Here is a 20049-nt window from a genome sequence, read left to right as displayed (position 1 = left end):
CAAACGTTTTCCAACCCAAAACCTCACAAATATTGCACCTTTCAGTTCAAATACATCGAAGTTCTAAAAATTATCAATAATTCAAGCAAACGTTTGGTTATAACAAAAACCAAAAAAGAGCTTGTAATTCGAGCAATCAAAATTAGAATAGACGTCTAGATGTAGATACACCTACAAATATTAGTATTAATTTGCGCTGGGGAGTTTATCATTCCTCAGTTTTAAACCAGATATAGTGGAGCTAACATGGCTAAGCACCTGTTTACTTCTGAGTCAGTATCAGAAGGTCATCCAGATAAAATTGCAGACCAGATTTCTGATGCGGTTCTTGACGCGATTCTAGAGCAAGATCCAAAGGCTCGTGTTGCATGTGAGACTTACGTTAAAACCGGTATGGTAATGGTGGGTGGTGAAATCACGACTTCAGCATGGGTTGACATCGAAGAGTTAACTCGTGAAACCGTTCGTGAAATCGGCTACGTACACTCAGATATGGGCTTTGACGCGAACTCTTGTGCAGTTCTAAACACAATCGGTAAACAGTCTCCAGATATCAACCAAGGTGTTGATAAAGCTGACCCTAAAGAGCAAGGTGCAGGCGACCAAGGCATCATGTTTGGTTACGCATGTAACGAAACTGAAGTACTCATGCCAGCGCCAATCACTTACTCTCACCGTCTTGTTGAAAAGCAAGCAGAAGTTCGTAAAAACGGCACACTACCTTGGTTGCGTCCAGACGCAAAATCTCAGGTAACGTTCCAGTACGACCAAGGTAAGATTGTTGGTATCGATGCTGTTGTTCTTTCAACTCAGCACTGTGATTCAATCTCTACGCCTGACCTACGTGAAGCAGTAATGGAAGAGATCATCAAACCTGTTCTTCCTGCAGAGTGGATCAGCAAAGACACTAACTTCTTCATCAACCCAACCGGTCGTTTCGTTATCGGTGGCCCAATGGGTGACTGTGGTCTAACTGGTCGTAAAATCATCGTAGATACTTACGGCGGTGCAGCTCGTCACGGTGGCGGTGCATTCTCTGGTAAAGATCCATCGAAAGTAGACCGCTCTGCAGCTTACGCAGCACGTTACGTAGCGAAAAACATCGTAGCGGCTGGTATGGCTGACCGTTGTGAAATCCAACTTTCTTACGCAATCGGTGTTGCTGATCCAACGTCTATCATGGTTGAAACGTTTGGTACCGAGAAAGTATCTCACGACATCATCATTGAAGCGGTTCGTCAATTCTTCGACCTACGTCCATACGGTCTACAAGAAATGCTTAACCTACTTCAACCAATCTACAAGAAGACAGCAGCATACGGTCACTTCGGTCGCGAAGAGTTCCCATGGGAAGCGACTGATAAAGCTGAGCTTCTACGCGATTTCGCTGGCATCAAGTAATCGAGCCACGCAAGAATCAACAAAGCCCTCGCCTTATGGCGGGGGCTTTTTGTATCGAACATTCCTCCCTCCCCTTACCGAACAAAAATTCAGCAATTATTTGTAAATTCCCCTATCACCGCCAATAGTTAACATAATGTTAAATGCACTTTTCGATGCATATAACACCGAGTAATAAGATGTAGGTTCACGTGGTGGAGTCCGTGATTAAAACACGTAAACCAAACATCCTTTTGTATGGCTCGATACCAAGTCACTGTACTCCTTAAGATAACCATTGAGATGATCGAGTACTGACGACCTTGGTAAGCGTTGACACCGTGGGAATTAATCAAGGAGGAGTTATGCCTCGTACCGTGAATCCATCTGACTTCCAAAGCAAACGAAAGGAAGTGCCAGATAATGAATACGCCAGAACCATTCCGTGTAACACCGTCAATCTGAGTGCACCCTTTCATTGGTTAGCTCTAGGGTTACATGATTTCGTACGTATGCCTCTCATCAGTGCTTTTTACGGCATCTGTTTTATGGCAGCAGCGATTGGTATTGTGCTTCTGGTGCAATGGCAAGGCACACACTTAGTGGTGATGCCAAGCCTCATCGTCTATATGCTCATAGGTCCGTTTTTAGCACTGGGTCTTTATGATGCGAGTTGGGAGAGAGAACGTGGGCACAAAGCGCGCCTGCTCCATTCCATGAAAGCGATTGGTCGTAACTCCAGCTCACAATGGGCGTTCGCAGTATTGCTCGCCGTCTGTATGATTTTCTGGATGCGTATCGCTGCGCTGCTCCACGCGTTGTACCCATCCGTACAAGGCGCACCACTGACTGAGTTTTTGCCTTTTCTGGTCATAGGTTCATTGGTTGGATTCGTGTTGGCGTGTATCGTATTTAGTATCTCTGCGTTTTCGATTCCATTAATGATGGAGCGCCGTGTCGACATGATGACAGCGGTGTTTACTAGCTTTAACGCAGTGAAATCCAATATTCCGGCCATGATTGTTTGGGCAGCGATAATTTGTGGCGGTATATTGATTGGCTTTGCTACCTACGGAATCGGTATGTTGTTTACCATGCCAATTTTGGGCTACGGTACATGGCACGCCTATCATGCAACCATCAAGAAAAAACACACGCCTTAACGGACAAATGCTATGATTCAGCCCTCGCCAACGCGGGGGCTTTTTATTGAATACACCGGAGTATGGATGGACATTGAACTGAGTTATAAAGCCAAGCAAGTCATGGCTGATTGTATCTCTTTGGCACAGCAGGCATTTAAGCGCTCATTCCCTATCCCAAGCATCACATTCAACGTTCGCGGCAAAGCAGCGGGAAAAGCCTACCTTCAATTAAATCAGATTCGTCTCAACCCTATTTTATTTAGAGAAAATCCACAGGCGTTTTTGGAAGAAGTAATTCCTCATGAAGTCGCCCACTTAATCACCTACCAAGTGTACGGCCGAGTTCGACCACACGGAAAAGAGTGGCGGGGCGTCATGGAATCCGTATTTGGTATTCCTGCCAACACCACACACCGCTTTGAAGTTACCTCAGTCCAAGGTAAGACGTTTGAGTATCGTTGCGGCTGCATGACCTACCCGCTCTCGATTCGCCGACATAATAAAGTTCTGCGCAAAGAGGCAGCCTACTCCTGTCAAAAATGCCACCAGCCTTTGAATTTTACAGGTGTTCAACTTTCTTAATCTCGCCGGTGAGAAACCGCGGCGATCACTTGTTTATTTTTATTATTAACAGACTCATTACGAAAGCCAATCTCTGAGTGATAGAATGATTAAAGTCATACTTTTTAAAGACTTTAATCATGAAATACTTGTTTACTCTGTTTCTCTTTGTTCTTTCTAGTTCCGCTTTTTCTGCCCCTCCTAGCTCATTTTCTGCCGCCAAACGTGAAGCGGTGAAAATCTATCAAGACCACCCAAGCAGTTTTTACTGCGGTTGTGATATCCAGTGGCAAGGCAAAAAAGGCGTTCCTGACTTAGCCTCTTGCGGTTACCAAGTTCGCAAACAAGAAAAACGCGCAGCTCGCATTGAATGGGAACATGTGGTTCCTGCTTGGCAATTCGGCCACCAGCTCCAGTGTTGGCAAAGCGGTGGGCGCAAAAACTGTTCGCGCAACGACACGGCTTTTAAACTCATGGAGGCGGATTTACACAACCTGACCCCAGCGGTTGGTGAGGTGAACGGTGACCGTTCTAACTTCAACTTCAGCCAATGGAACGGCATGGATGGCGTCAGTTATGGCCGCTGCGACATGCAAGTGAACTTCAAGCAACGCAAAGTAATGCCACCCGACAGAGCTCGCGGCTCGATTGCTCGCACTTACTTGTACATGAGCAAGGAGTACGGATTCAAACTCTCCAAGCAACAAACTCAGCTAATGAGTGCTTGGAACAAAACCTATCCGGTAGACAAATGGGAATGTGAGCGTGACGAGCGCATCGCCAAAGTACAAGGTAACCACAACCCGTTTGTTCAAGAGGCTTGCCGCGCACTGTAAAAACACAAGCGCACCCGAGCTTTGTTTGAGGCGTTTCCTTCATTCGAAACGCCTCTTGCCCCTTGTTTTTTCGGTGGAAAGCATCCATGTTAGGAACTAAGTTTATTCTCTTGCTGGAAATCTCATGCGTATCCCTCGAATTTATCATCCAGAAACCATTCATCAACTTGGCACCATCGCTTTAAGTGAAGACGCTGCAGGCCATATCGGCCGAGTACTTCGCATGAAAGAAGGCCAAGATGTTCTATTATTTGACGGCAGTGGCGCAGAGTTCCCAGCAGTGATCAGTGAAGTCAGTAAAAAGAACGTTCTCGTTGACGTGACTGAGCGCGTCGAAAGCAACATTGAATCCCCTCTCGACTTACATCTTGGCCAAGTCATTTCACGTGGCGATAAGATGGAGTTCACCATTCAGAAATCAGTAGAGCTTGGCGTTAATACCATCACACCACTTATTTCTGAACGTTGTGGCGTAAAGCTGGATCAAAAACGTTTTGAGAAAAAGCTCGCGCAGTGGCAGAAGATTGCGATCAGTGCGTGTGAACAATGTGGTCGCAACGTAGTACCAGAAATTCGCCCAATCATGAGCTTGGAACAGTGGTGCCAAGAAGAGTACGATGGTCTAAAGCTCAACCTTCACCCTCGTGCAAAATACTCAATCAACACCCTGCCGACACCTGTAGAGAAAGTGCGTCTTCTGATCGGCCCTGAAGGCGGTTTGTCTTCAGAAGAGATCGACATGACTCGCGAATACCAATTTGAAGAGACGCTACTCGGCCCGCGCGTTCTACGCACCGAAACTGCGGCTCTGACAGCAATTACAGCCTTACAAGTTCGTTTCGGCGATCTTGGTTAAAACGGAGAAAAATAATGATCAAACTCGGTATTGTAATGGACCCAATCTCGTCCATTAACATCAAGAAAGACTCTAGCTTTGCCATGATGCTTGAAGCGCAACGCCGCGGCTATGAAATCCACTACATGGAAATGAACGATCTTCACCTAGACCAAGGCAAAGCGATTGCCGACACTAAAGTGGTTGAGCTGAAAGAAGATCCAAACGGCTGGTACGAGTTCAAATCTGAACAGACGATCGAACTGTCTGAGCTCGACGCGGTACTCATGCGCAAAGATCCTCCATTTGATACCGAGTACATCTACGCGACTTACATTCTTGAGCGTGCTGAAGAACAAGGCGCATTGATCGTTAACAAACCTCAAAGCCTACGCGACTGCAACGAAAAACTGTTTACCGCTTGGTTCCCAGAACTTACGCCAACCACAATCGTGACACGCAAAGCAGAAAAAATTAAAGCCTTCCGTGAAGAGCACGGCGATGTGATCCTAAAACCTCTTGATGGTATGGGCGGCGCTTCAATTTTCCGCGTAAAAGAAAACGATCCAAACGTGTCGGTGATCATCGAAACGCTGACTAACCATGGTCAAAACTACGCGATGGCGCAAACCTTCGTGCCAGACATCAGCAATGGTGATAAGCGTATTCTTGTTGTTGACGGTGAACCGATGCCTTACTGTCTTGCGCGTATTCCTGCTAAAGGCGAAACGCGCGGCAACCTAGCTGCTGGTGGTACTGGTGAAGCTCGTCCGCTAAGCGAAACAGATATGAAGATTGCTCAAGCTGTTGCTCCGACTCTAAAAGAAAAAGGGCTTATCTTTGTTGGTCTTGATGTGATTGGCGACAAGCTAACTGAAATCAACGTGACTAGCCCAACTTGTATTCGTGAAATCGAAGCGGCATTCGACATTTCTATCACTGGCAAACTGATGGATGCCATTGAACGTCGTGTGAAAGGCGAATAACTGAATTTATAGTACAGTTATAGTAGAGAACCAGACATTATCTTAAGCAAACTCATGCACATAGTCGCGAGTTTGCTTAAGTGCATTTACGAGTCTTAAAGGTCGGTATGAGAATGAACCTCACAAACCATTTTTTAGTAGCCATGCCTGGAATGAAAGATCCGTATTTCCAGAATAGCGTTATCTACGTTTGTGAACATAACGAAGAAGGCGCTATGGGCCTGATGATCAACGCGCCTGTTGATATCACCGTAGGCAACATGCTCAAGCAAGTTGACGTGCAGCCTGTTCACCCGCGCCTGTTTGAAGCCAGCTTAGATAGACCCGTCTACAATGGCGGTCCAATCTCAGAAGACCGTGGTTTTATTCTACATAAACCGAAAGATTACTATGAATCCAGCATTCAAATGACCGATGACCTTGCTGTCACCACTTCGCGAGATATTCTTTCCGTATTGGGGACAGAGGCTGAGCCAAGTGACTATTTGGTTGCTCTTGGTTATTCCGGTTGGAGTGCTGGTCAGTTAGAAAATGAACTGGTTGAAAACTCTTGGCTAACCATCGAAGCCACACCAGAAATCATCTTCGATACGCCCATTACAGAGCGCTGGAAAAAAGCGGTAGAAAAGCTAGGTATCGACCCGAGTCAATTGTCGGCAGACGCAGGTCATGCGTAACGCAACCGCCTTCCTTAACTTCCACTTCATTAAGATTTGAGACACTGTATGTCACGCACAATAATGGCCTTCGATTTCGGTACTAAAAGTATTGGTAGCGCGATTGGTCAAGAAATCACAGGCACCGCTTCACCACTGAAAGCGTTTAAAGCCAATGATGGCATTCCAAATTGGGATGACATAGAAAAACAAATTAAAGAATGGCAACCAGATTTATTGGTCGTAGGCCTGCCAACGGATTTACATGGTAAAGATTTAGAAACCATCACCCCGCGTGCGAAAAAATTTGCGAAGCGTCTGCAAGGTCGTTATGGCTTGCCTGTTGAATTGCATGATGAGCGCTTATCAACTTCAGAAGCGCGCGCAGAATTGTTCAGTATGGGTGGCTACAAAGCCTTATCGAAAGGCAATATCGACTGCCAATCTGCCGTGGTCATTCTGGAGAGTTGGTTTGAAGCGCTTTGGGGCGAATAAACCTCGCAAGCACAATGAAAAAGGTTGGCAGAAGCCAACCTTTTTTGTGTCTTGAATACGCTTAATCCATATCGATTTTGACGTTGGCAAGACTGCCTGTAGAGAACGGCTCACCACGCTGTGTTTTCAGCATTAAACGAAGATCGTTGGCTGAATCCGCACTGTGCAGTGCATCCTCTTCGCTGATCTTACCTTGCATCACCAACTTGTAGAGCGATTGGTCAAACGTCAGCATGCCAAACTCATTGGATCGTGCCATGGTTGACTTCAATTCGTGTAAATCACCACGACGGATCAAATCCGACACTCGTGGACTGTTTAGCAAGATTTCAAACACACCATGACGCCCTTGACCATTCTTATCACGGATCAGCTGCTGACCAATCACGCCTTTTAGGTTCATCGACAAATCAAACAAAAATTGCTCTTTTTGATCTTTAGGCACCAAATGGAGAATACGCTCTAACGCTTGGTTGGCGTTGTTGGCGTGCAACGTTGCCATACACAAGTGACCCGTTTCGGCGAAGGTCATCGCGTATTCCATCGTTTCTCGGCTACGGATCTCGCCAATCAAAATCATATCTGGCGCTTGGCGCAGCGAGTTTTTCAATGCGACTTCATAGCTCTCGGTATCCAAACCCACCTCACGCTGAGTTACGATACAACGCTTATGCTCATGCACAAATTCGATCGGATCTTCGACCGTCAAGATGTGACCGGTTTTGTTGCTGTTTCGATAGCCCGTCATCGCCGCCATCGTGGTCGATTTACCCGAGCCAGTCGCGCCGACCACCAGCACCAAACCACGCTTGGCAATCGCTAAGTCTTGCAGCACTAAAGGCAGTTTTAACTGCTCAAAAGTAGGAATGATGGTTTCGATACGGCGAATAACTGCACCCGGCAGTTCTCGCTGAAAAAAAGCACTAACACGGAAGCGACCACAATCTCTGACGATAGCAAAGTTTGATTCGCGGCTTTTGCGAAACTCCTGACGCCGATCAGGATCCATTGCGCTATCAAGCAACTTTGCAACATCATGTTCGGTGAGTTTCTCCCCTTGCGGACGCAATTCACCATCCACACGAAATAGAATTGGCGCACCAACCGTGATGTAAAGATCCGACGCTTTTAGCGTCAACATACCTTCAAGAAATTTATTCAGATCCATCTTCCGTATTCACCATTATCTGTATGAGCGTTACGAGAATTGCTGCACTTCAAGCCCAATCTTGCTGTCGACTTCTTCGCGCGAAACCATGCCTTGCGCCATCAACTGACGGGCATTTTGTTCCATGGTTTGCATTCCATGCGCGGCACCCGTTTGAATGATTGAGTACATCTGCGCGACTTTGTCTTCGCGAATCAAGTTACGAATCGCGGGCGTTGCCATCATGATTTCGTGACAAGCGATACGACCACCGCCATTACGTTTCAAAAGTTTTTGCGCGATAACTGAACGAAGGGATTCAGACAACATGGAACGCACCATGTCTTTGTCACTACCTGGGAACACATCGATGATACGGTCGATGGTTTTTGCTGCTGAACTGGTGTGCAACGTACCGAAAACTAGGTGACCCGTTTCCGCCGCCGTTAACGCTAGGCTGATGGTTTCTTTGTCACGCATCTCACCGACAAGGATCACATCCGGGTCTTCACGCAATGCGCTGCGTAGCGCGTTTTGGAAGCTATGGGTATCACGGTGAACCTCACGTTGGTTGATCAAACACTTATTGTTGTTGTGAACAAATTCAATCGGATCTTCAATTGTGAGGATATGCTTGTTGTGATTACGGTTAATGTAGTCAACAATGGCTGCTAAGGTTGTCGATTTACCAGAACCCGTTGGGCCAGTAACCAAAACCAAACCTTTTTCAGCATTCGCGATTTTTTTGAAGATCTCTGGCGCTTCTAGCTCTTCCAGAGTTGGGATGCTACTTGGGATGGTACGGAACACCGCCGCACAACCGCGAGATTGGTTGAAAGCGTTGACACGAAAACGGCCAACGTTATGCAATTCAAAAGAGAAATCGACTTCGAGTTTTTCTTCGAACTCACTGCGCTGGGCATCGTTCATGATTTCAAAAACCAAACGATGCACTTCTTGGTGTGTAAACGCTGGAATGCCCAGTTTTCTCACATCACCATCAATACGAACCATTGGTGGTACACCTGCAGAAAGATGTAGATCCGAAGCATTATGTTTTACACTAAAATCCAGTAACTCAGTGATATCCATTTAAAATCCTTAAGTCTAAAGTACAGCTATGAGTAGTATTCAACAAAATATTGAACATATCACCTCTCAAATTCGACGCGACGAACAAAAATGTGGTCGATCTCCAGAGTCAGTGCAACTTCTAGCGGTAAGCAAAACTAAACCTGTCGAGGCAATTCTCGAAGCCTACCAAGCGGGACAAACCGCGTTTGGTGAAAACTACGTCCAAGAAGGCGTCAGTAAAGTTCAGCACTTTGCCGAGCATTATCCAGATAATCGAATCGAATGGCACTTCATTGGCCCGATTCAATCGAATAAATCGCGACTTGTTGCTGAACATTTCGATTGGGTTCACACCATTGATCGCGCTAAGATCGCACAGCGAATCAATGAGCAACGTCCGCAAGAACTCAAACCATTGCAAGTGCTGATTCAAGTCAACACCAGTGGTGAAGATTCCAAATCTGGCGTTAGTGACGCAGAAATATTCGAACTGGCTGAGTTGATTTCTCGCCTTCCCAACCTCACTTTAAGAGGATTGATGTCGATTCCTGCGAACGTGTCAGACTACGACGCCCAGCTTCGTGAGTTCGAGAAGCTAGCGACACTGAAGCAAACCCTTGAACAGCAATACCCAGAAATCGATACCTTATCGATGGGCATGAGTGGCGACATGACCGCTGCGATTGAAGCAGGCAGCACCATGGTTCGTATCGGAACGGCTATCTTTGGCGCGCGAGACTACAGCACGAAAAGTGAATAGTCATTTAAGAGCGAAAATGCTTAATTGATACCGCGATGAAACAGCGGTTAACGCAAAGCGGCGCCATTATACACCTGAGCGCACAATAAATCGTAAATATCATGATGGAAATCAGACAAATGGAACATAAAAAGATCGCCTTTATCGGTGCGGGAAACATGGTCAGAGCCATTGTTTCTGGCCTCGTGGCTAACGGCTACCCTGCACAAAACATTGTTGCAACCGCCCCATCAGAGGCGCGTCGTCTGCCGCTTGAGCAAGATTTTGGTATCCGTACCACCAGCGACAACATGCTGGCAGCGTCCGAGGCCGATGTGGTGGTTCTGTCTGTGAAACCACAAATGATGGCGGATGTTTGTAAACCTCTGCAATCTATCGACTTTAGCAACAAGCTCGTGATTTCTATTGCGGCAGGCATCAATTGTTCACGTTTGGATGAGATGCTAGCGACAAAATTGAATTTGGTTCGCGTCATGCCAAACACTCCTTCTCAGTTGGGTTTGGGCATGAGTGGCTTATTCGCTCCAGAACATGTCAAAGAACAAGACAGAGCCTTTGCCGCAGAACTGATGCAGGCGGTTGGTAAAGTTTGCTGGGTGGAACAAGAATCTGGCATCAACAATGTGATTGCAGCAGCAGGCAGCGCTCCGGCATACTTCTTCCTGTTTATGGAAGCGATGCAAGCTGAAGCGATAGCTCAAGGTTTTGATAAAGAAACGGCTCGTTTGTTGGTTCAACAAGCAGCGCTGGGTGCGGCAAGTATGGTGGTGAGCAATCCAGACACCGAACTGTCGACACTGCGTGAAAACGTGACTTCGAAAGGCGGCACAACCGCCGAAGCACTTCGTACATTCAACGAACATCAGTTAACGGACATCGTTGCAAAAGCCATGCAAGCTGCGGTTGCTCGCGCAGAAGAAATGGAAAAACTGTTTTAATTATCTGGATGATTCTCAAGAAACATCATCCACTACTTGTTAAGGGTACCTTATGAATTCAATGAGTTTTCTCATCTCAACCCTATTTGACCTGTATATCATGGTCGTGATTTTGCGAATTTGGTTGCAAGCTGCACGTGCAGATTTCTACAACCCGTTCTCGCAATTTATCGTAAAAGCGACTCAGCCAGTCATTGGCCCACTGCGTCGTGTTATTCCATCAATCGGCAATATTGACCTTGCAACGGTTCTGTTCGCTTACGTGCTGTGTGTATTGAAATTTGTCGCGCTGATTCTGATTGCGTCTAACGGCACTGTCTCTTTCAGCGTTGATTTCCTATTCTTGGGTTTGTTATCACTACTAAAAGCTGCTGGTGGCCTTCTGTTCTGGGTATTGTTGATTCGCGCAATCCTAAGCTGGGTGAGCCAAGGCCGTAGCCCAATTGAATACGTGTTCCATCAATTGACCGAGCCAATGTGCGCACCAATTCGTCGCGTGCTTCCTGCTTTTGGTGGCTTGGATTTGAGCGTGCTGGTTCTGTTCATCGGTTTGCAATTCGCAAACTTCTTGATGGGCGATATCATTGGTCCTATTTGGTTCCAACTGTAATGTCCGCAGCAGTTTGGCAAGATGGCGAGGACATCGTCCTTAAGCTTTATATTCAACCAAAAGCAAGCCGCGATAAGATCGTCGGCTTGCACGGTGAAGAGCTCAAAATCGCCATCACTGCACCACCTGTAGATGGCAAAGCCAATGCTCACCTCACCAAGTTCTTAGCCAAGCAGTTCAAAATCGCTAAGGGTTTGGTTCACATAGAAAAAGGTGAACTAGGACGGCACAAACAAATTCGGATAGAATCGCCCGTACAGATACCCGCTGAAGTAAAAGCCATCTTATGATGGCTTTTTATTTATAATTTTGTACCACACTTACTAGTACCAACTATCGGACATGCTTTTTTAACCTGCCACTCGGGTAAAAGTGCAACTATGGTTGGCTCATAACGAGTGCTTTGAGGAAGTAACAATGAGCAAATGGATTACCGCATTACTGATCAGTCTGTTGTCATTACCGACCTTTGCTGAACAGTTCAAAAACATGAAAGACATCGAAGTACACTATGTGGCTTTTAACTCGACTTTCCTGACACCTAAAGTCGCTCGCAGCTACGACATCAAACGTAATGGTTACGTGGCTGTAGTGAACATCAGCGTGTTAGACAGCGCCTCTTTAGGTAAGCCAGCGGTCGAGGCGAAGGTAGGCGGACACGCGAAAAACTTAATTGGTCAAACTCAAAAATTAACCTTTCGTGAAATTAAAGAAGGCGAAGCCATTTACTACTTAGCTGAGCTGCCAATTACTCACGAAGAAACTTTTACCTTCGATATTGACGTTAAAGCTGGAAACAAAGGCTCAGGTAAGCTTAAATTCACCCAGAAATTTTTTGTCGAAGAGTAATTGGGTTGTGATGATCTAAATGCTTTTTGATCTAAGTAGGCCAAAAGCCTCTATCAGTTCCAGAATATCTAGAGGAGAACGATTTGTTCTCCTCTATCACTATTAAAAGAGATTCCCATGAAAAAAATTGTGCTAGCAACAGGCAACCAAGGCAAAGTTCGCGAGATGGCAGATCTACTGTCTGACTTCGGTTTTGAAGTATTAGCGCAAAGTGAATTCAACGTATCAGAAGTTGCTGAAACGGGCACCACGTTCATTGAGAACGCAATCATTAAAGCTCGCCATGCCGCGCAAGAAACTGGCTTACCAGCGATTGCAGATGATTCTGGTCTGGAAGTCGATTTCCTAAAAGGTGCACCAGGCATCTACTCAGCTCGTTACGCCGGCGAAAAAGCCTCTGACCAAGAGAACCTAGAGAAGCTACTTAAAGCAATGGAAGGCGTGCCAGAAGCAGAGCGCACCGCGCGTTTCCACTGCGTATTGGTATTGATGCGTCACGAAAACGATCCAACGCCTATCGTTTGTCATGGCAAATGGGAAGGTCGCATTCTGACTGAAGCACATGGCGAAAATGGCTTTGGTTACGACCCTATCTTCTTCGTACCAGAAGATAACTGTGCGTCAGCAGAGCTAGAGCCGACACGTAAAAAGCAGTTGTCTCACCGCGGTAAAGCACTGAACTCACTGTTTGCTCAGTTATCAGCGCAAACCGCACAGTAAGATCGAGTGAACTTGTCCATGTTAACGCCCCCAGCACTCAGCTTGTATGTACACATCCCATGGTGTGTACAAAAGTGCCCTTATTGCGACTTTAACTCCCATGCGCTTAAAGCGGAGATCCCAGAAGAAGAGTACATCAGTGCCCTTCTAGAAGATCTGGATACCGATATTGATAAGTACCGCTTAAATGACGCACCGCGTCCGCTGCATTCCATCTTCATTGGCGGTGGCACGCCAAGTTTGATTTCTGCAGAAGGCATTGAGCGTTTGCTAAAAGGCATCGAAGCGCGAATTCCATTCAAGCCAGACATTGAAATCACTATGGAAGCAAACCCTGGCACCATCGAAGCAGAGCGTTTCGTGGGTTATCGTAAAGCGGGCGTCACGCGAATTTCCATCGGAGTTCAAAGCTTTGAGCAGGAGAAGTTGGAGCGTCTAGGACGAATTCATGGTCAAGACGAAGCCGTTAATGCAGCGAAACTTGCCCATCAAATTGGTTTGAACAGCTTTAACCTCGACTTAATGCACGGCTTACCCGATCAAAGCATCGAACAAGCGCTAGCCGATTTGGACAAAGCGATTGAGCTCGCACCGCCGCACCTGTCTTGGTATCAGCTCACCATCGAACCAAACACCATGTTCTACTACAAGCCACCGACACTGCCAGATGACGATGACTTGTGGGACATCTTCGAACAAGGGCATGAAAAGCTAGCAGCAGCAGGTTACGTTCAGTACGAAATCTCTGGCTACAGCAAACCGGGCTATCAGTGTCAGCACAACCTGAATTACTGGCGCTTTGGTGATTACCTCGGCATCGGCTGTGGCTCACACGGCAAATTGAGTTTCGCTGATGGCCGCATCATTCGTACCACGAAAGTGAAGCATCCTCGTGGCTACTTGGCAGCTTATCAAAATATGGTAAAACCGTATTTGCATACCGAGCAGCTCGTTGCCGATGAAGACCGCCCATTTGAGTTCTTCATGAACCGCTTCCGCTTGATGGAAGCGTGTCCGAAGCAAGATTATGTGGATACCACGGGCTTATCACTCAGTACCATTCAAAACACCATTGATTGGGCGTTAGAGATGGGCTATTTGAGTGAAACGGAGACGCACTGGCAGATCACCGAGAAAGGAAAGCTGTTCCTCAACGACTTACTTGAAGCCTTTATGGCAGAAGAAGACGAAGAGTAAACCACGCGAACTACAAAAAAGCCTCTCAGACGAGAGGCTTTTTGTATAGAAACAGTTAACACTAAAAAATCGAACGACCAATTCGCTCAGAGAGCAGTTCCAGTGCTTTCGTACCCGCCAACGAGTTCCCTGATGCATCAAGTTCTGGAGACCAAACCGCAATGGTCATTTCACCCGGAACCACGGCAATAATGCCGCCACCGACGCCAGATTTACCCGGCATACCCACACGGTAAGCAAACTCACCGGCACCATCGTACAAACCACAAGTTGCGAGCAATGCATTCAGTTGCTTCGTTTGTGTTGGTGACACCACTGGCTTGCCCGTTTGCACGGAAGTGCCTTTGTTGGCTAGGTAGCTAAAGGTTTTTGCTAAGTCCACACAGCTCATCTTTAAAGCACAGGCATGGAAATAGTTTTGCAGCACAGGAATAACCTCGTTTTCGAAGTTCCCGAATGAACGCATTAGGTAAGCAATCGCCGCGTTGCGATCGCCGTGCATCATTTCCGAAGCGGCCACGACTTTGTCGTAGACAATGTGAGTATCACCCGACAGCTGACGAACAAACTCAAGTAAGCGCTGACGAGGTGCAGACAAACGACTTTGCAGCAAGTCAGCCACAACAATTGCACCCGCGTTAATAAACGGGTTGCGTGGAATACCCTGTTCCATCTCCAACTGAATCAGCGAGTTAAACGCCTGACCGGATGGCTCTTTACCTACTCTTGCCCAAATTTCTTCTTGTTTGTACAAGCACATGGCCAACGTTAGGCTCAGTGCTTTCGAAATAGACTGAATAGAAAAAGACTCATCGGCATCGCCAGCCTTAATCACTTCACCTTCATTGGTGTATACCGCAATAGCTAATTTATTATTCGGTACTTTTGCCAGAGCCGGAATGTAGTCCGCCACTTTTCCTTGGCCGATCAAAGGGCGCACTTCCGCCAGAATATCTGTCAAAATTTCCGCTGTCGGTTTCATTGTCTACCTTCTTGTCACAAGAGTATTCGCTCAGAGGTAAAAAAAGCCAACAGAGCGTTGGCTTTTCATCGGATTCGTTATCGAAGATTCGATTATGGTTTCACTGCCACAATAATATTGCGGTTGATAGATTGATCAACACGGTGAAGATAACCGATGTAAGGCTCTTCTGAAAGTACCTTCCACCCTTGCTCTTCAAATAATGCCGCGATATCTTTCCATTTCAACGTGAATTCATTGAAAGACAGCACCACAGAACCTTGTTTTTTCAGCACCACTTTCCATGCAGGCAGAGCCTCTTTCAAAAGCTCTAGTGGGCTACGGTTCAGCTTGCTGTCTTTGGCATTTTTGCTACCGTGCTGCACACCATAAGGTAGGTCAGACACCATGACGTCAACCGAGTTTTTCTTCACAACTTGGTCAGCGATACGGGTATCTGCTGAATACAACTTCATGGTTTGAAGATTACCCTGGAGGTAGTCTTCTTTACTTGCAGCCGCTTCAACAACGAAGCCATCTGCCACTTTCTTGCCACCAGAAGTGCGCTTTTCTTTGCTCACTTTGTGCTTGAAGCGGCCATTCTTCATAAACTTAACGATGAAGGTTTGGATCTCTTGAACCCATTTCTGGTTGATCTCCACACCCACGACATTCAAGCCATGGATCAAACCTTCAAACAGTGTCGTACCCTTACCACACATTGGATCCATCAGCGTTAGCTGCGTGCTGTCAGTATTTGCAGCACTCACGCCAAGGTTAACCATCAAGCGAGTAAACTGCTCATTGGTTTTACCTGTATAACGCAGGATCTGGCTCATGCTCTCAGGGAAAGTATTGAATGCAGGCGCCTGAATTGGACGAAGCAAACCATCTTCACGCACTTCAAACAGCGCGTAATAGATAGAAGATGCGGCAATCTTACGAGACTGCGCTTCACTTAACGCCTGCTCACAAGAAAACACCAGCGCCGCAGGTAAACCCACGTCTTTGCTGCCAATTTCAGTCACTTCAACACCTTCAGAGGCCAAAATCGCTTTGAGCTCTGAGCATGCAATGGTCATTGCGCTATCAAAGTAAATTCGGTTGTGACCCGGATTCGCTAATATCGCGTAGTGGTACATCAACTGACTCCTTAAGCAATGCGTTTGTATTTAATATCCCACACACCGTGACCTAGACGGTGACCGCGAGCTTCAAACTTCGTCAGTGGACGATCTTCAGGACGAGGTACAAAGTCACCGTCTTGCGCAATATTTTCGAAACCTGGCGCTTGGTTCATGATTTCAATCATGTGCTCCGCGTAGTTTTCCCAGTCTGTTGCCATGTGGAAAATGCCTTCGTTCGGGATAAGCTTTTGACGAACCATTTCAGCAAACTCAAGCTGCACGATACGACGCTTGTGGTGACGCTTTTTGTGCCAAGGGTCTGGGAAGAATAATTGTAGCGTAGCAAGGCTGTCATTTGGGATCATGTGCTCAAACACTTCAACCGCATCGTGACACATTACGCGAAGATTAGTGATACCCGCTTCGCGTGCATCTGAAAGACAAGCACCAACACCTGGGCTATGTACTTCAATACCGAAGAAGTTTTTCTCAGGCGCATTCTTTGCCATTTCAACTAATGAAGCACCCATACCAAAACCGATTTCTAGTACAACTGGATTATCGTTACCAAACACTTCTTTCCAATCAAGAAGTTCTGCTTTGTAGTCGATACCCATTGTTGGCCAGCACTCGTTCATCGCGTTCTCTTGGCCTTTCGTTAGACGACCTTCGCGACGTACAAAACTGCGGATTTTACGGATAAGCTTGCCGTCTTCGTTGTATTCGTTAGTGGTTACTTCACTCATTGATTTTGCCTGCACATTGATTAATCAAAGCGGGGATTATCCAAAGAATTTACTCGGGTGCAAGTATTTGTTGAGCTTGTGGCCTATCACTACCCAAAAGCCATCACACCCCCTGTAATATCCCCACTGTTTACCAGTTGTACTTCTTACCCATTCTGTGGTGCAATTTTGCCCCTAACCAATAATAGAATACAGAGCAAGTCGTGACCCCTTTCGCCAGTGCCATCTTAGAATGGTATGACGCATACGGAAGAAAAGATCTTCCGTGGCAACAAAACAAAACCGCATACAGTGTCTGGTTGTCTGAAATTATGCTTCAGCAAACACAGGTCACTACCGTTATTCCTTATTACCAACGCTTCTTGGAACGCTTTCCGACTGTCGTCGACCTTGCGAACGCAGAGCAAGATGAAGTGCTACACCTTTGGACTGGCCTAGGTTATTACGCTCGAGCTCGCAACCTTCATAAAGCAGCTAAAGAGGTCGCCCATAAATACAGTGGCGAGTTTCCACTTAATCTAGAACAAATGAATGCGCTTCCTGGAATTGGTCGCTCAACCGCAGCAGCCGTATTGTCATCGGTACACAAGCAACCGCATGCCATTCTTGATGGCAACGTAAAACGAACGCTATCACGCTGCTTTGCTGTAGAAGGTTGGCCAGGTCAGAAGAAAGTTGAAAATCAGCTATGGGAAATTGCCGAAGCGCATACTCCGCAAACTGATGTAGATAAGTATAACCAAGCCATGATGGACATGGGGGCGATGGTTTGTACCCGCAGCAAACCTAAGTGCACCCTATGCCCTGTTGCTGATTTATGTGTGGCGAAAAAACAAGGGAACGTGCTCGACTACCCGGGTAAAAAACCGAAGAAAGAAAAACCGATCAAACAAACCCGCTTCGTGATGCTTCATCACCACAATGAGAACGGACACGAAGTATGGCTAGAACAAAGACCACAAACTGGTATTTGGGGAGGTTTATTTTGCTTCCCACAAACCGAACATGTGGACGTCGAAAGCGATATCGATTTACTACTTGAGCAACGTGGTATAAAAGCCAGCGACATCAATAAGCAGGAAACGTTAATCACGTTTCGCCATACATTTAGTCATTACCACCTAGATATCACACCAATTTTGATTGACCTGTCAAAGCAACCCGATGTGGTAATGGAAGGCAGCAAAGGTCTTTGGTATAACTTATCTCAACCTGAAGAAGTGGGGTTAGCCGCACCAGTAAAACTTTTATTGGAAGCGCTACCTCACGAACTTCGTTAATTGAATACAAGGAGTCATTATGAGCCGCACTGTGTTTTGTGCTCGACTAAAGAAAGAAGGCGAAGGTCTGGACTTTCAACTTTACCCAGGTGAACTAGGTAAACGCATTTTCGATAACATCTCGAAAGAAGCTTGGGCTCAGTGGCAACACAAACAAACCATGTTGATCAACGAGAAAAAGCTCAACATGATGGATCCAGAGCATCGTAAACTGCTCGAAACCGAAATGGTGAACTTCCTATTCGAAGGCAAAGACGTTCACATTGAAGGTTACACACCACCAAGCGAATAAAGCCAATTTGTTCAAAAGCAATGACATCACAACCTAAACTGTGATGTCATTTTTCCTCCAGCGTCTTGTCCTCATCACCTAAAAACTTATGAAGAAAATTGCTTTTATTGCCACCGCTCTCTTATTGGCGGGCTGTAGCCGCGAATTCGTCGAAAAAATTTATGACGTGAACTACGAGCCAACCAACCGCTTTGCAAACAATCTAGCAGAGCTACCAGGCCAGTTTGAGAAAGATACCGCCGCACTCGATGCGTTAATCAATAGCTTCTCAGGCAATATCAAAAAGCGTTGGGGACAACGTGAAGTGAAGTTCGCAGGTAAAAGTAACTACGTCAAGTACATCGACAATTATTTAAGTCGGGCAGAAGTGGATTTCCAGAAAGGTCTTATTACAATCGAGACCGTTTCTCCGACCGAACCACAAAAACACTTGAAGAACGCGATCATCACCACATTGCTAACGCCAGATGATCCAGCAAACGTCGACTTGTTCTCATCAAAAGAGATCAAACTCGAAGGCCAACCCTTTTTGTACAAACAGGTGCTCGATCAAGATAAAAAGCCCATTCAATGGTCATGGCGCGCGAATCGCTTCGCTGACTATCTGATTGCCAATAACATCAAAACCAAAGATGTAGACTTTAAAAAAGCGTATTACGTTGAGATTCCAATGGTAGAGGATCACTTCTCTCAGCGTAGTTACCAATACGCGGATATCGTGCGTCGCGCATCAAAAAAATACGACATTCCTGAAGATCTGATTTACGCCATCATCAAAACCGAGAGCAGCTTTAACCCTTACGCAGTAAGTTGGGCCAATGCTTATGGATTGATGCAAGTAGTGCCCAAAACCGCTGGTCGTGATGTATTTAAGCTCGTAAAGAACAAATCAGGACAACCTAGCCCAGAGTATTTGTTCAACCCAGAAAACAATATTGACACAGGAACCGCCTACTTCTACATCCTCAAAAACCGTTATTTACGCGAAGTTCAGCATCCAACTTCGTTAGAGTACAGTATGATTTCCGCTTACAACGGTGGAACTGGTGGTGTTTTAAACACATTTAATCGCAGTGACCGAAAACGCGCGATGCGAGATCTCAATTCTTTGCAACCCAACCAAGTTTATTGGGCGCTAACTAAGAAACATCCGAACGCTGAAGCGCGTCGTTACCTAGAAAAAGTTACAAATTTCAAAAAGGAATTTAACTCTGAGCACACTTTGTAATGACAGTTGAATAAAAAGCGTTCGAACAACCACTTTTTTGAAATTATTTAAAAAAAGTGGTTGACGCAAAGCGGGAAAATCCGTTTAATAGCGCTCCGTTGCCCGGATAGCTCAGTCGGTAGAGCAGAGGATTGAAAATCCTCGTGTCGGTGGTTCGATTCCGCCTCCGGGCACCACAATTTGATTTGTTGGTGTCTTAGCAAAAGTTATTACACGAACAAAAGCA

The 20049-nt window shown here is 46.1% G+C and carries 23 protein-coding genes and 1 tRNA gene; 19 read left to right on the top strand and 5 right to left on the bottom strand.

Features of this window, described 5'->3' with window-relative positions:
- Positions 1-246 precede the first annotated feature (246 nt).
- The 8 genes from metK (at position 247) to ruvX (ending at position 6894) form a co-directional block, all read left to right on the top strand.
- The gene (gene metK / locus ACF8CV_RS17565) at positions 247-1401 is read left to right on the top strand and encodes a methionine adenosyltransferase (protein WP_005461723.1); all 1155 of its coding nucleotides are present in this window, start codon (positions 247-249) and stop codon (positions 1399-1401) included.
- Between the two features lie 344 nt (positions 1402-1745).
- Positions 1746-2543, top strand: a complete 798-nt coding sequence (locus ACF8CV_RS17560; protein ID WP_005461722.1) for a DUF2189 domain-containing protein — start codon at positions 1746-1748, stop codon at positions 2541-2543.
- A gap of 66 nt (positions 2544-2609) precedes the next feature.
- A complete protein-coding gene (locus ACF8CV_RS17555) occupies positions 2610-3107 on the top strand; it encodes a SprT family zinc-dependent metalloprotease (RefSeq protein WP_015297290.1) in 498 nt (165 codons plus the stop codon).
- Positions 3108-3226: 119 nt separating this feature from the next.
- Positions 3227-3922, top strand: a complete 696-nt coding sequence (endA, locus tag ACF8CV_RS17550) for a deoxyribonuclease I (RefSeq protein ID WP_005493878.1) — start codon at positions 3227-3229, stop codon at positions 3920-3922.
- Between the two features lie 124 nt (positions 3923-4046).
- On the top strand, positions 4047-4778 hold the full coding sequence (rsmE, locus tag ACF8CV_RS17545) for a 16S rRNA (uracil(1498)-N(3))-methyltransferase (RefSeq protein WP_017449132.1): 732 nt from the start codon (positions 4047-4049) through the stop codon (positions 4776-4778).
- Between the two features lie 14 nt (positions 4779-4792).
- Positions 4793-5743: a glutathione synthase gene (gene gshB / locus ACF8CV_RS17540; protein ID WP_005425823.1), complete on the top strand. Its 951-nt coding sequence runs from the start codon at positions 4793-4795 to the stop codon at positions 5741-5743.
- 113 nt (positions 5744-5856) lie between these two features.
- Positions 5857-6420: a YqgE/AlgH family protein gene (locus ACF8CV_RS17535; RefSeq protein WP_005461717.1), complete on the top strand. Its 564-nt coding sequence runs from the start codon at positions 5857-5859 to the stop codon at positions 6418-6420.
- Between the two features lie 48 nt (positions 6421-6468).
- Positions 6469-6894, top strand: a complete 426-nt coding sequence (gene ruvX / locus ACF8CV_RS17530) for a Holliday junction resolvase RuvX (RefSeq protein ID WP_005461715.1) — start codon at positions 6469-6471, stop codon at positions 6892-6894.
- Positions 6895-6955: 61 nt separating this feature from the next.
- On the opposite strand, the gene ACF8CV_RS17525 is transcribed toward ruvX, so the two are convergent.
- Complete coding sequence (locus tag ACF8CV_RS17525) at positions 6956-8062, bottom strand: PilT/PilU family type 4a pilus ATPase (RefSeq protein WP_005461714.1); 1107 nt, start codon at positions 8060-8062, stop codon at positions 6956-6958.
- A 30-nt stretch (positions 8063-8092) separates the two neighbouring features.
- The gene (locus tag ACF8CV_RS17520) at positions 8093-9133 is read right to left on the bottom strand and encodes a type IV pilus twitching motility protein PilT (protein ID WP_005461712.1); all 1041 of its coding nucleotides are present in this window, start codon (positions 9131-9133) and stop codon (positions 8093-8095) included.
- Positions 9134-9161: 28 nt separating this feature from the next.
- Between ACF8CV_RS17520 and ACF8CV_RS17515 the strand changes: the two genes are divergently transcribed.
- The 7 genes from ACF8CV_RS17515 (at position 9162) to hemW (ending at position 14189) form a co-directional block, all read left to right on the top strand.
- Positions 9162-9875, top strand: a complete 714-nt coding sequence (locus tag ACF8CV_RS17515; RefSeq protein ID WP_138938657.1) for a YggS family pyridoxal phosphate-dependent enzyme — start codon at positions 9162-9164, stop codon at positions 9873-9875.
- Positions 9876-9994: 119 nt separating this feature from the next.
- A complete protein-coding gene (proC, locus tag ACF8CV_RS17510) occupies positions 9995-10813 on the top strand; it encodes a pyrroline-5-carboxylate reductase (protein WP_005482485.1) in 819 nt (272 codons plus the stop codon).
- A gap of 52 nt (positions 10814-10865) precedes the next feature.
- Positions 10866-11423, top strand: a complete 558-nt coding sequence (locus ACF8CV_RS17505; protein WP_138938658.1) for a YggT family protein — start codon at positions 10866-10868, stop codon at positions 11421-11423.
- Complete coding sequence (gene yggU / locus ACF8CV_RS17500) at positions 11423-11713, top strand: DUF167 family protein YggU (RefSeq protein WP_005482461.1); 291 nt, start codon at positions 11423-11425, stop codon at positions 11711-11713. The genes ACF8CV_RS17505 and yggU overlap by 1 nt, the downstream gene beginning before the upstream one ends.
- 127 nt (positions 11714-11840) lie before the next feature.
- A complete protein-coding gene (locus tag ACF8CV_RS17495) occupies positions 11841-12272 on the top strand; it encodes a DUF4426 domain-containing protein (RefSeq protein WP_005461703.1) in 432 nt (143 codons plus the stop codon).
- Positions 12273-12389: 117 nt separating this feature from the next.
- Complete coding sequence (locus tag ACF8CV_RS17490) at positions 12390-12992, top strand: XTP/dITP diphosphatase (protein ID WP_025518666.1); 603 nt, start codon at positions 12390-12392, stop codon at positions 12990-12992.
- A gap of 18 nt (positions 12993-13010) precedes the next feature.
- Positions 13011-14189 (top strand): radical SAM family heme chaperone HemW, encoded by a 1179-nt coding sequence (gene hemW / locus ACF8CV_RS17485; RefSeq protein ID WP_029852371.1) that lies wholly within the window; start codon positions 13011-13013, stop codon positions 14187-14189.
- A 61-nt stretch (positions 14190-14250) separates the two neighbouring features.
- Here the strand turns inward: hemW and glsB are convergent, their stop codons facing one another.
- From glsB to trmB, 3 genes are all read right to left on the bottom strand, one after another.
- The gene (gene glsB / locus ACF8CV_RS17480; RefSeq protein ID WP_005482494.1) at positions 14251-15171 is read right to left on the bottom strand and encodes a glutaminase B; all 921 of its coding nucleotides are present in this window, start codon (positions 15169-15171) and stop codon (positions 14251-14253) included.
- A gap of 92 nt (positions 15172-15263) precedes the next feature.
- Positions 15264-16292 (bottom strand): TRM11 family SAM-dependent methyltransferase, encoded by a 1029-nt coding sequence (locus tag ACF8CV_RS17475; RefSeq protein WP_392417361.1) that lies wholly within the window; start codon positions 16290-16292, stop codon positions 15264-15266.
- Positions 16293-16303: 11 nt separating this feature from the next.
- Complete coding sequence (trmB, locus tag ACF8CV_RS17470) at positions 16304-17023, bottom strand: tRNA (guanosine(46)-N7)-methyltransferase TrmB (protein WP_005482471.1); 720 nt, start codon at positions 17021-17023, stop codon at positions 16304-16306.
- Positions 17024-17226: 203 nt separating this feature from the next.
- Here trmB and mutY point away from each other — a divergent pair, with 203 nt between their 5' ends.
- From mutY to ACF8CV_RS17450, 4 genes are all read left to right on the top strand, one after another.
- Positions 17227-18303 carry an A/G-specific adenine glycosylase gene (mutY, locus tag ACF8CV_RS17465; RefSeq protein WP_029816103.1) on the top strand — a complete coding sequence of 359 codons (1077 nt, stop codon included), beginning with the start codon at positions 17227-17229 and terminating at the stop codon, positions 18301-18303.
- A gap of 19 nt (positions 18304-18322) precedes the next feature.
- Entirely contained in the window at positions 18323-18595 is a 273-nt protein-coding gene (locus tag ACF8CV_RS17460) for an oxidative damage protection protein (RefSeq protein ID WP_005482430.1), read from the top strand.
- Between the two features lie 88 nt (positions 18596-18683).
- Complete coding sequence (gene mltC / locus ACF8CV_RS17455; protein ID WP_005490305.1) at positions 18684-19823, top strand: membrane-bound lytic murein transglycosylase MltC; 1140 nt, start codon at positions 18684-18686, stop codon at positions 19821-19823.
- 100 nt (positions 19824-19923) lie between these two features.
- Positions 19924-19999: transfer RNA gene (locus ACF8CV_RS17450), tRNA-Phe, on the top strand.
- Positions 20000-20049: the final 50 nt, after the last annotated feature.

This window comes from Vibrio sp. zbq_1 (genome assembly GCF_043102935.1).
GTDB lineage: Bacteria > Pseudomonadota > Gammaproteobacteria > Enterobacterales > Vibrionaceae > Vibrio > Vibrio parahaemolyticus.
The sequence above is the reverse complement of the archived record's forward strand: the minus strand, read 5'-3'. Positions and strand labels throughout refer to the sequence as shown.

Bases quoted from the DNA above. Each gene is read 5' to 3' on its own strand.
- metK (WP_005461723.1), top strand. From the start codon at position 247: ATGGCTAAGCACCTGTTTACTTCTGAGTCAGTATCAGAAGGTCATCCA.
- ACF8CV_RS17560 (WP_005461722.1), top strand. From the start codon at position 1,746: ATGCCTCGTACCGTGAATCCATCTGACTTCCAAAGCAAACGAAAGGAA.
- ACF8CV_RS17555 (WP_015297290.1), top strand. From the start codon at position 2,610: ATGGACATTGAACTGAGTTATAAAGCCAAGCAAGTCATGGCTGATTGT.
- endA (WP_005493878.1), top strand. From the start codon at position 3,227: ATGAAATACTTGTTTACTCTGTTTCTCTTTGTTCTTTCTAGTTCCGCT.
- rsmE (WP_017449132.1), top strand. From the start codon at position 4,047: ATGCGTATCCCTCGAATTTATCATCCAGAAACCATTCATCAACTTGGC.
- gshB (WP_005425823.1), top strand. From the start codon at position 4,793: ATGATCAAACTCGGTATTGTAATGGACCCAATCTCGTCCATTAACATC.
- ACF8CV_RS17535 (WP_005461717.1), top strand. From the start codon at position 5,857: ATGAACCTCACAAACCATTTTTTAGTAGCCATGCCTGGAATGAAAGAT.
- ruvX (WP_005461715.1), top strand. From the start codon at position 6,469: ATGTCACGCACAATAATGGCCTTCGATTTCGGTACTAAAAGTATTGGT.
- ACF8CV_RS17525 (WP_005461714.1), bottom strand. From the start codon at position 8,062: ATGGATCTGAATAAATTTCTTGAAGGTATGTTGACGCTAAAAGCGTCG.
- ACF8CV_RS17520 (WP_005461712.1), bottom strand. From the start codon at position 9,133: ATGGATATCACTGAGTTACTGGATTTTAGTGTAAAACATAATGCTTCG.
- ACF8CV_RS17515 (WP_138938657.1), top strand. From the start codon at position 9,162: ATGAGTAGTATTCAACAAAATATTGAACATATCACCTCTCAAATTCGA.
- proC (WP_005482485.1), top strand. From the start codon at position 9,995: ATGGAACATAAAAAGATCGCCTTTATCGGTGCGGGAAACATGGTCAGA.
- ACF8CV_RS17505 (WP_138938658.1), top strand. From the start codon at position 10,866: ATGAATTCAATGAGTTTTCTCATCTCAACCCTATTTGACCTGTATATC.
- yggU (WP_005482461.1), top strand. From the start codon at position 11,423: ATGTCCGCAGCAGTTTGGCAAGATGGCGAGGACATCGTCCTTAAGCTT.
- ACF8CV_RS17495 (WP_005461703.1), top strand. From the start codon at position 11,841: ATGAGCAAATGGATTACCGCATTACTGATCAGTCTGTTGTCATTACCG.
- ACF8CV_RS17490 (WP_025518666.1), top strand. From the start codon at position 12,390: ATGAAAAAAATTGTGCTAGCAACAGGCAACCAAGGCAAAGTTCGCGAG.
- hemW (WP_029852371.1), top strand. From the start codon at position 13,011: ATGTTAACGCCCCCAGCACTCAGCTTGTATGTACACATCCCATGGTGT.
- glsB (WP_005482494.1), bottom strand. From the start codon at position 15,171: ATGAAACCGACAGCGGAAATTTTGACAGATATTCTGGCGGAAGTGCGC.
- ACF8CV_RS17475 (WP_392417361.1), bottom strand. From the start codon at position 16,292: ATGTACCACTACGCGATATTAGCGAATCCGGGTCACAACCGAATTTAC.
- trmB (WP_005482471.1), bottom strand. From the start codon at position 17,023: ATGAGTGAAGTAACCACTAACGAATACAACGAAGACGGCAAGCTTATC.
- ACF8CV_RS17460 (WP_005482430.1), top strand. From the start codon at position 18,323: ATGAGCCGCACTGTGTTTTGTGCTCGACTAAAGAAAGAAGGCGAAGGT.
- mltC (WP_005490305.1), top strand. From the start codon at position 18,684: ATGAAGAAAATTGCTTTTATTGCCACCGCTCTCTTATTGGCGGGCTGT.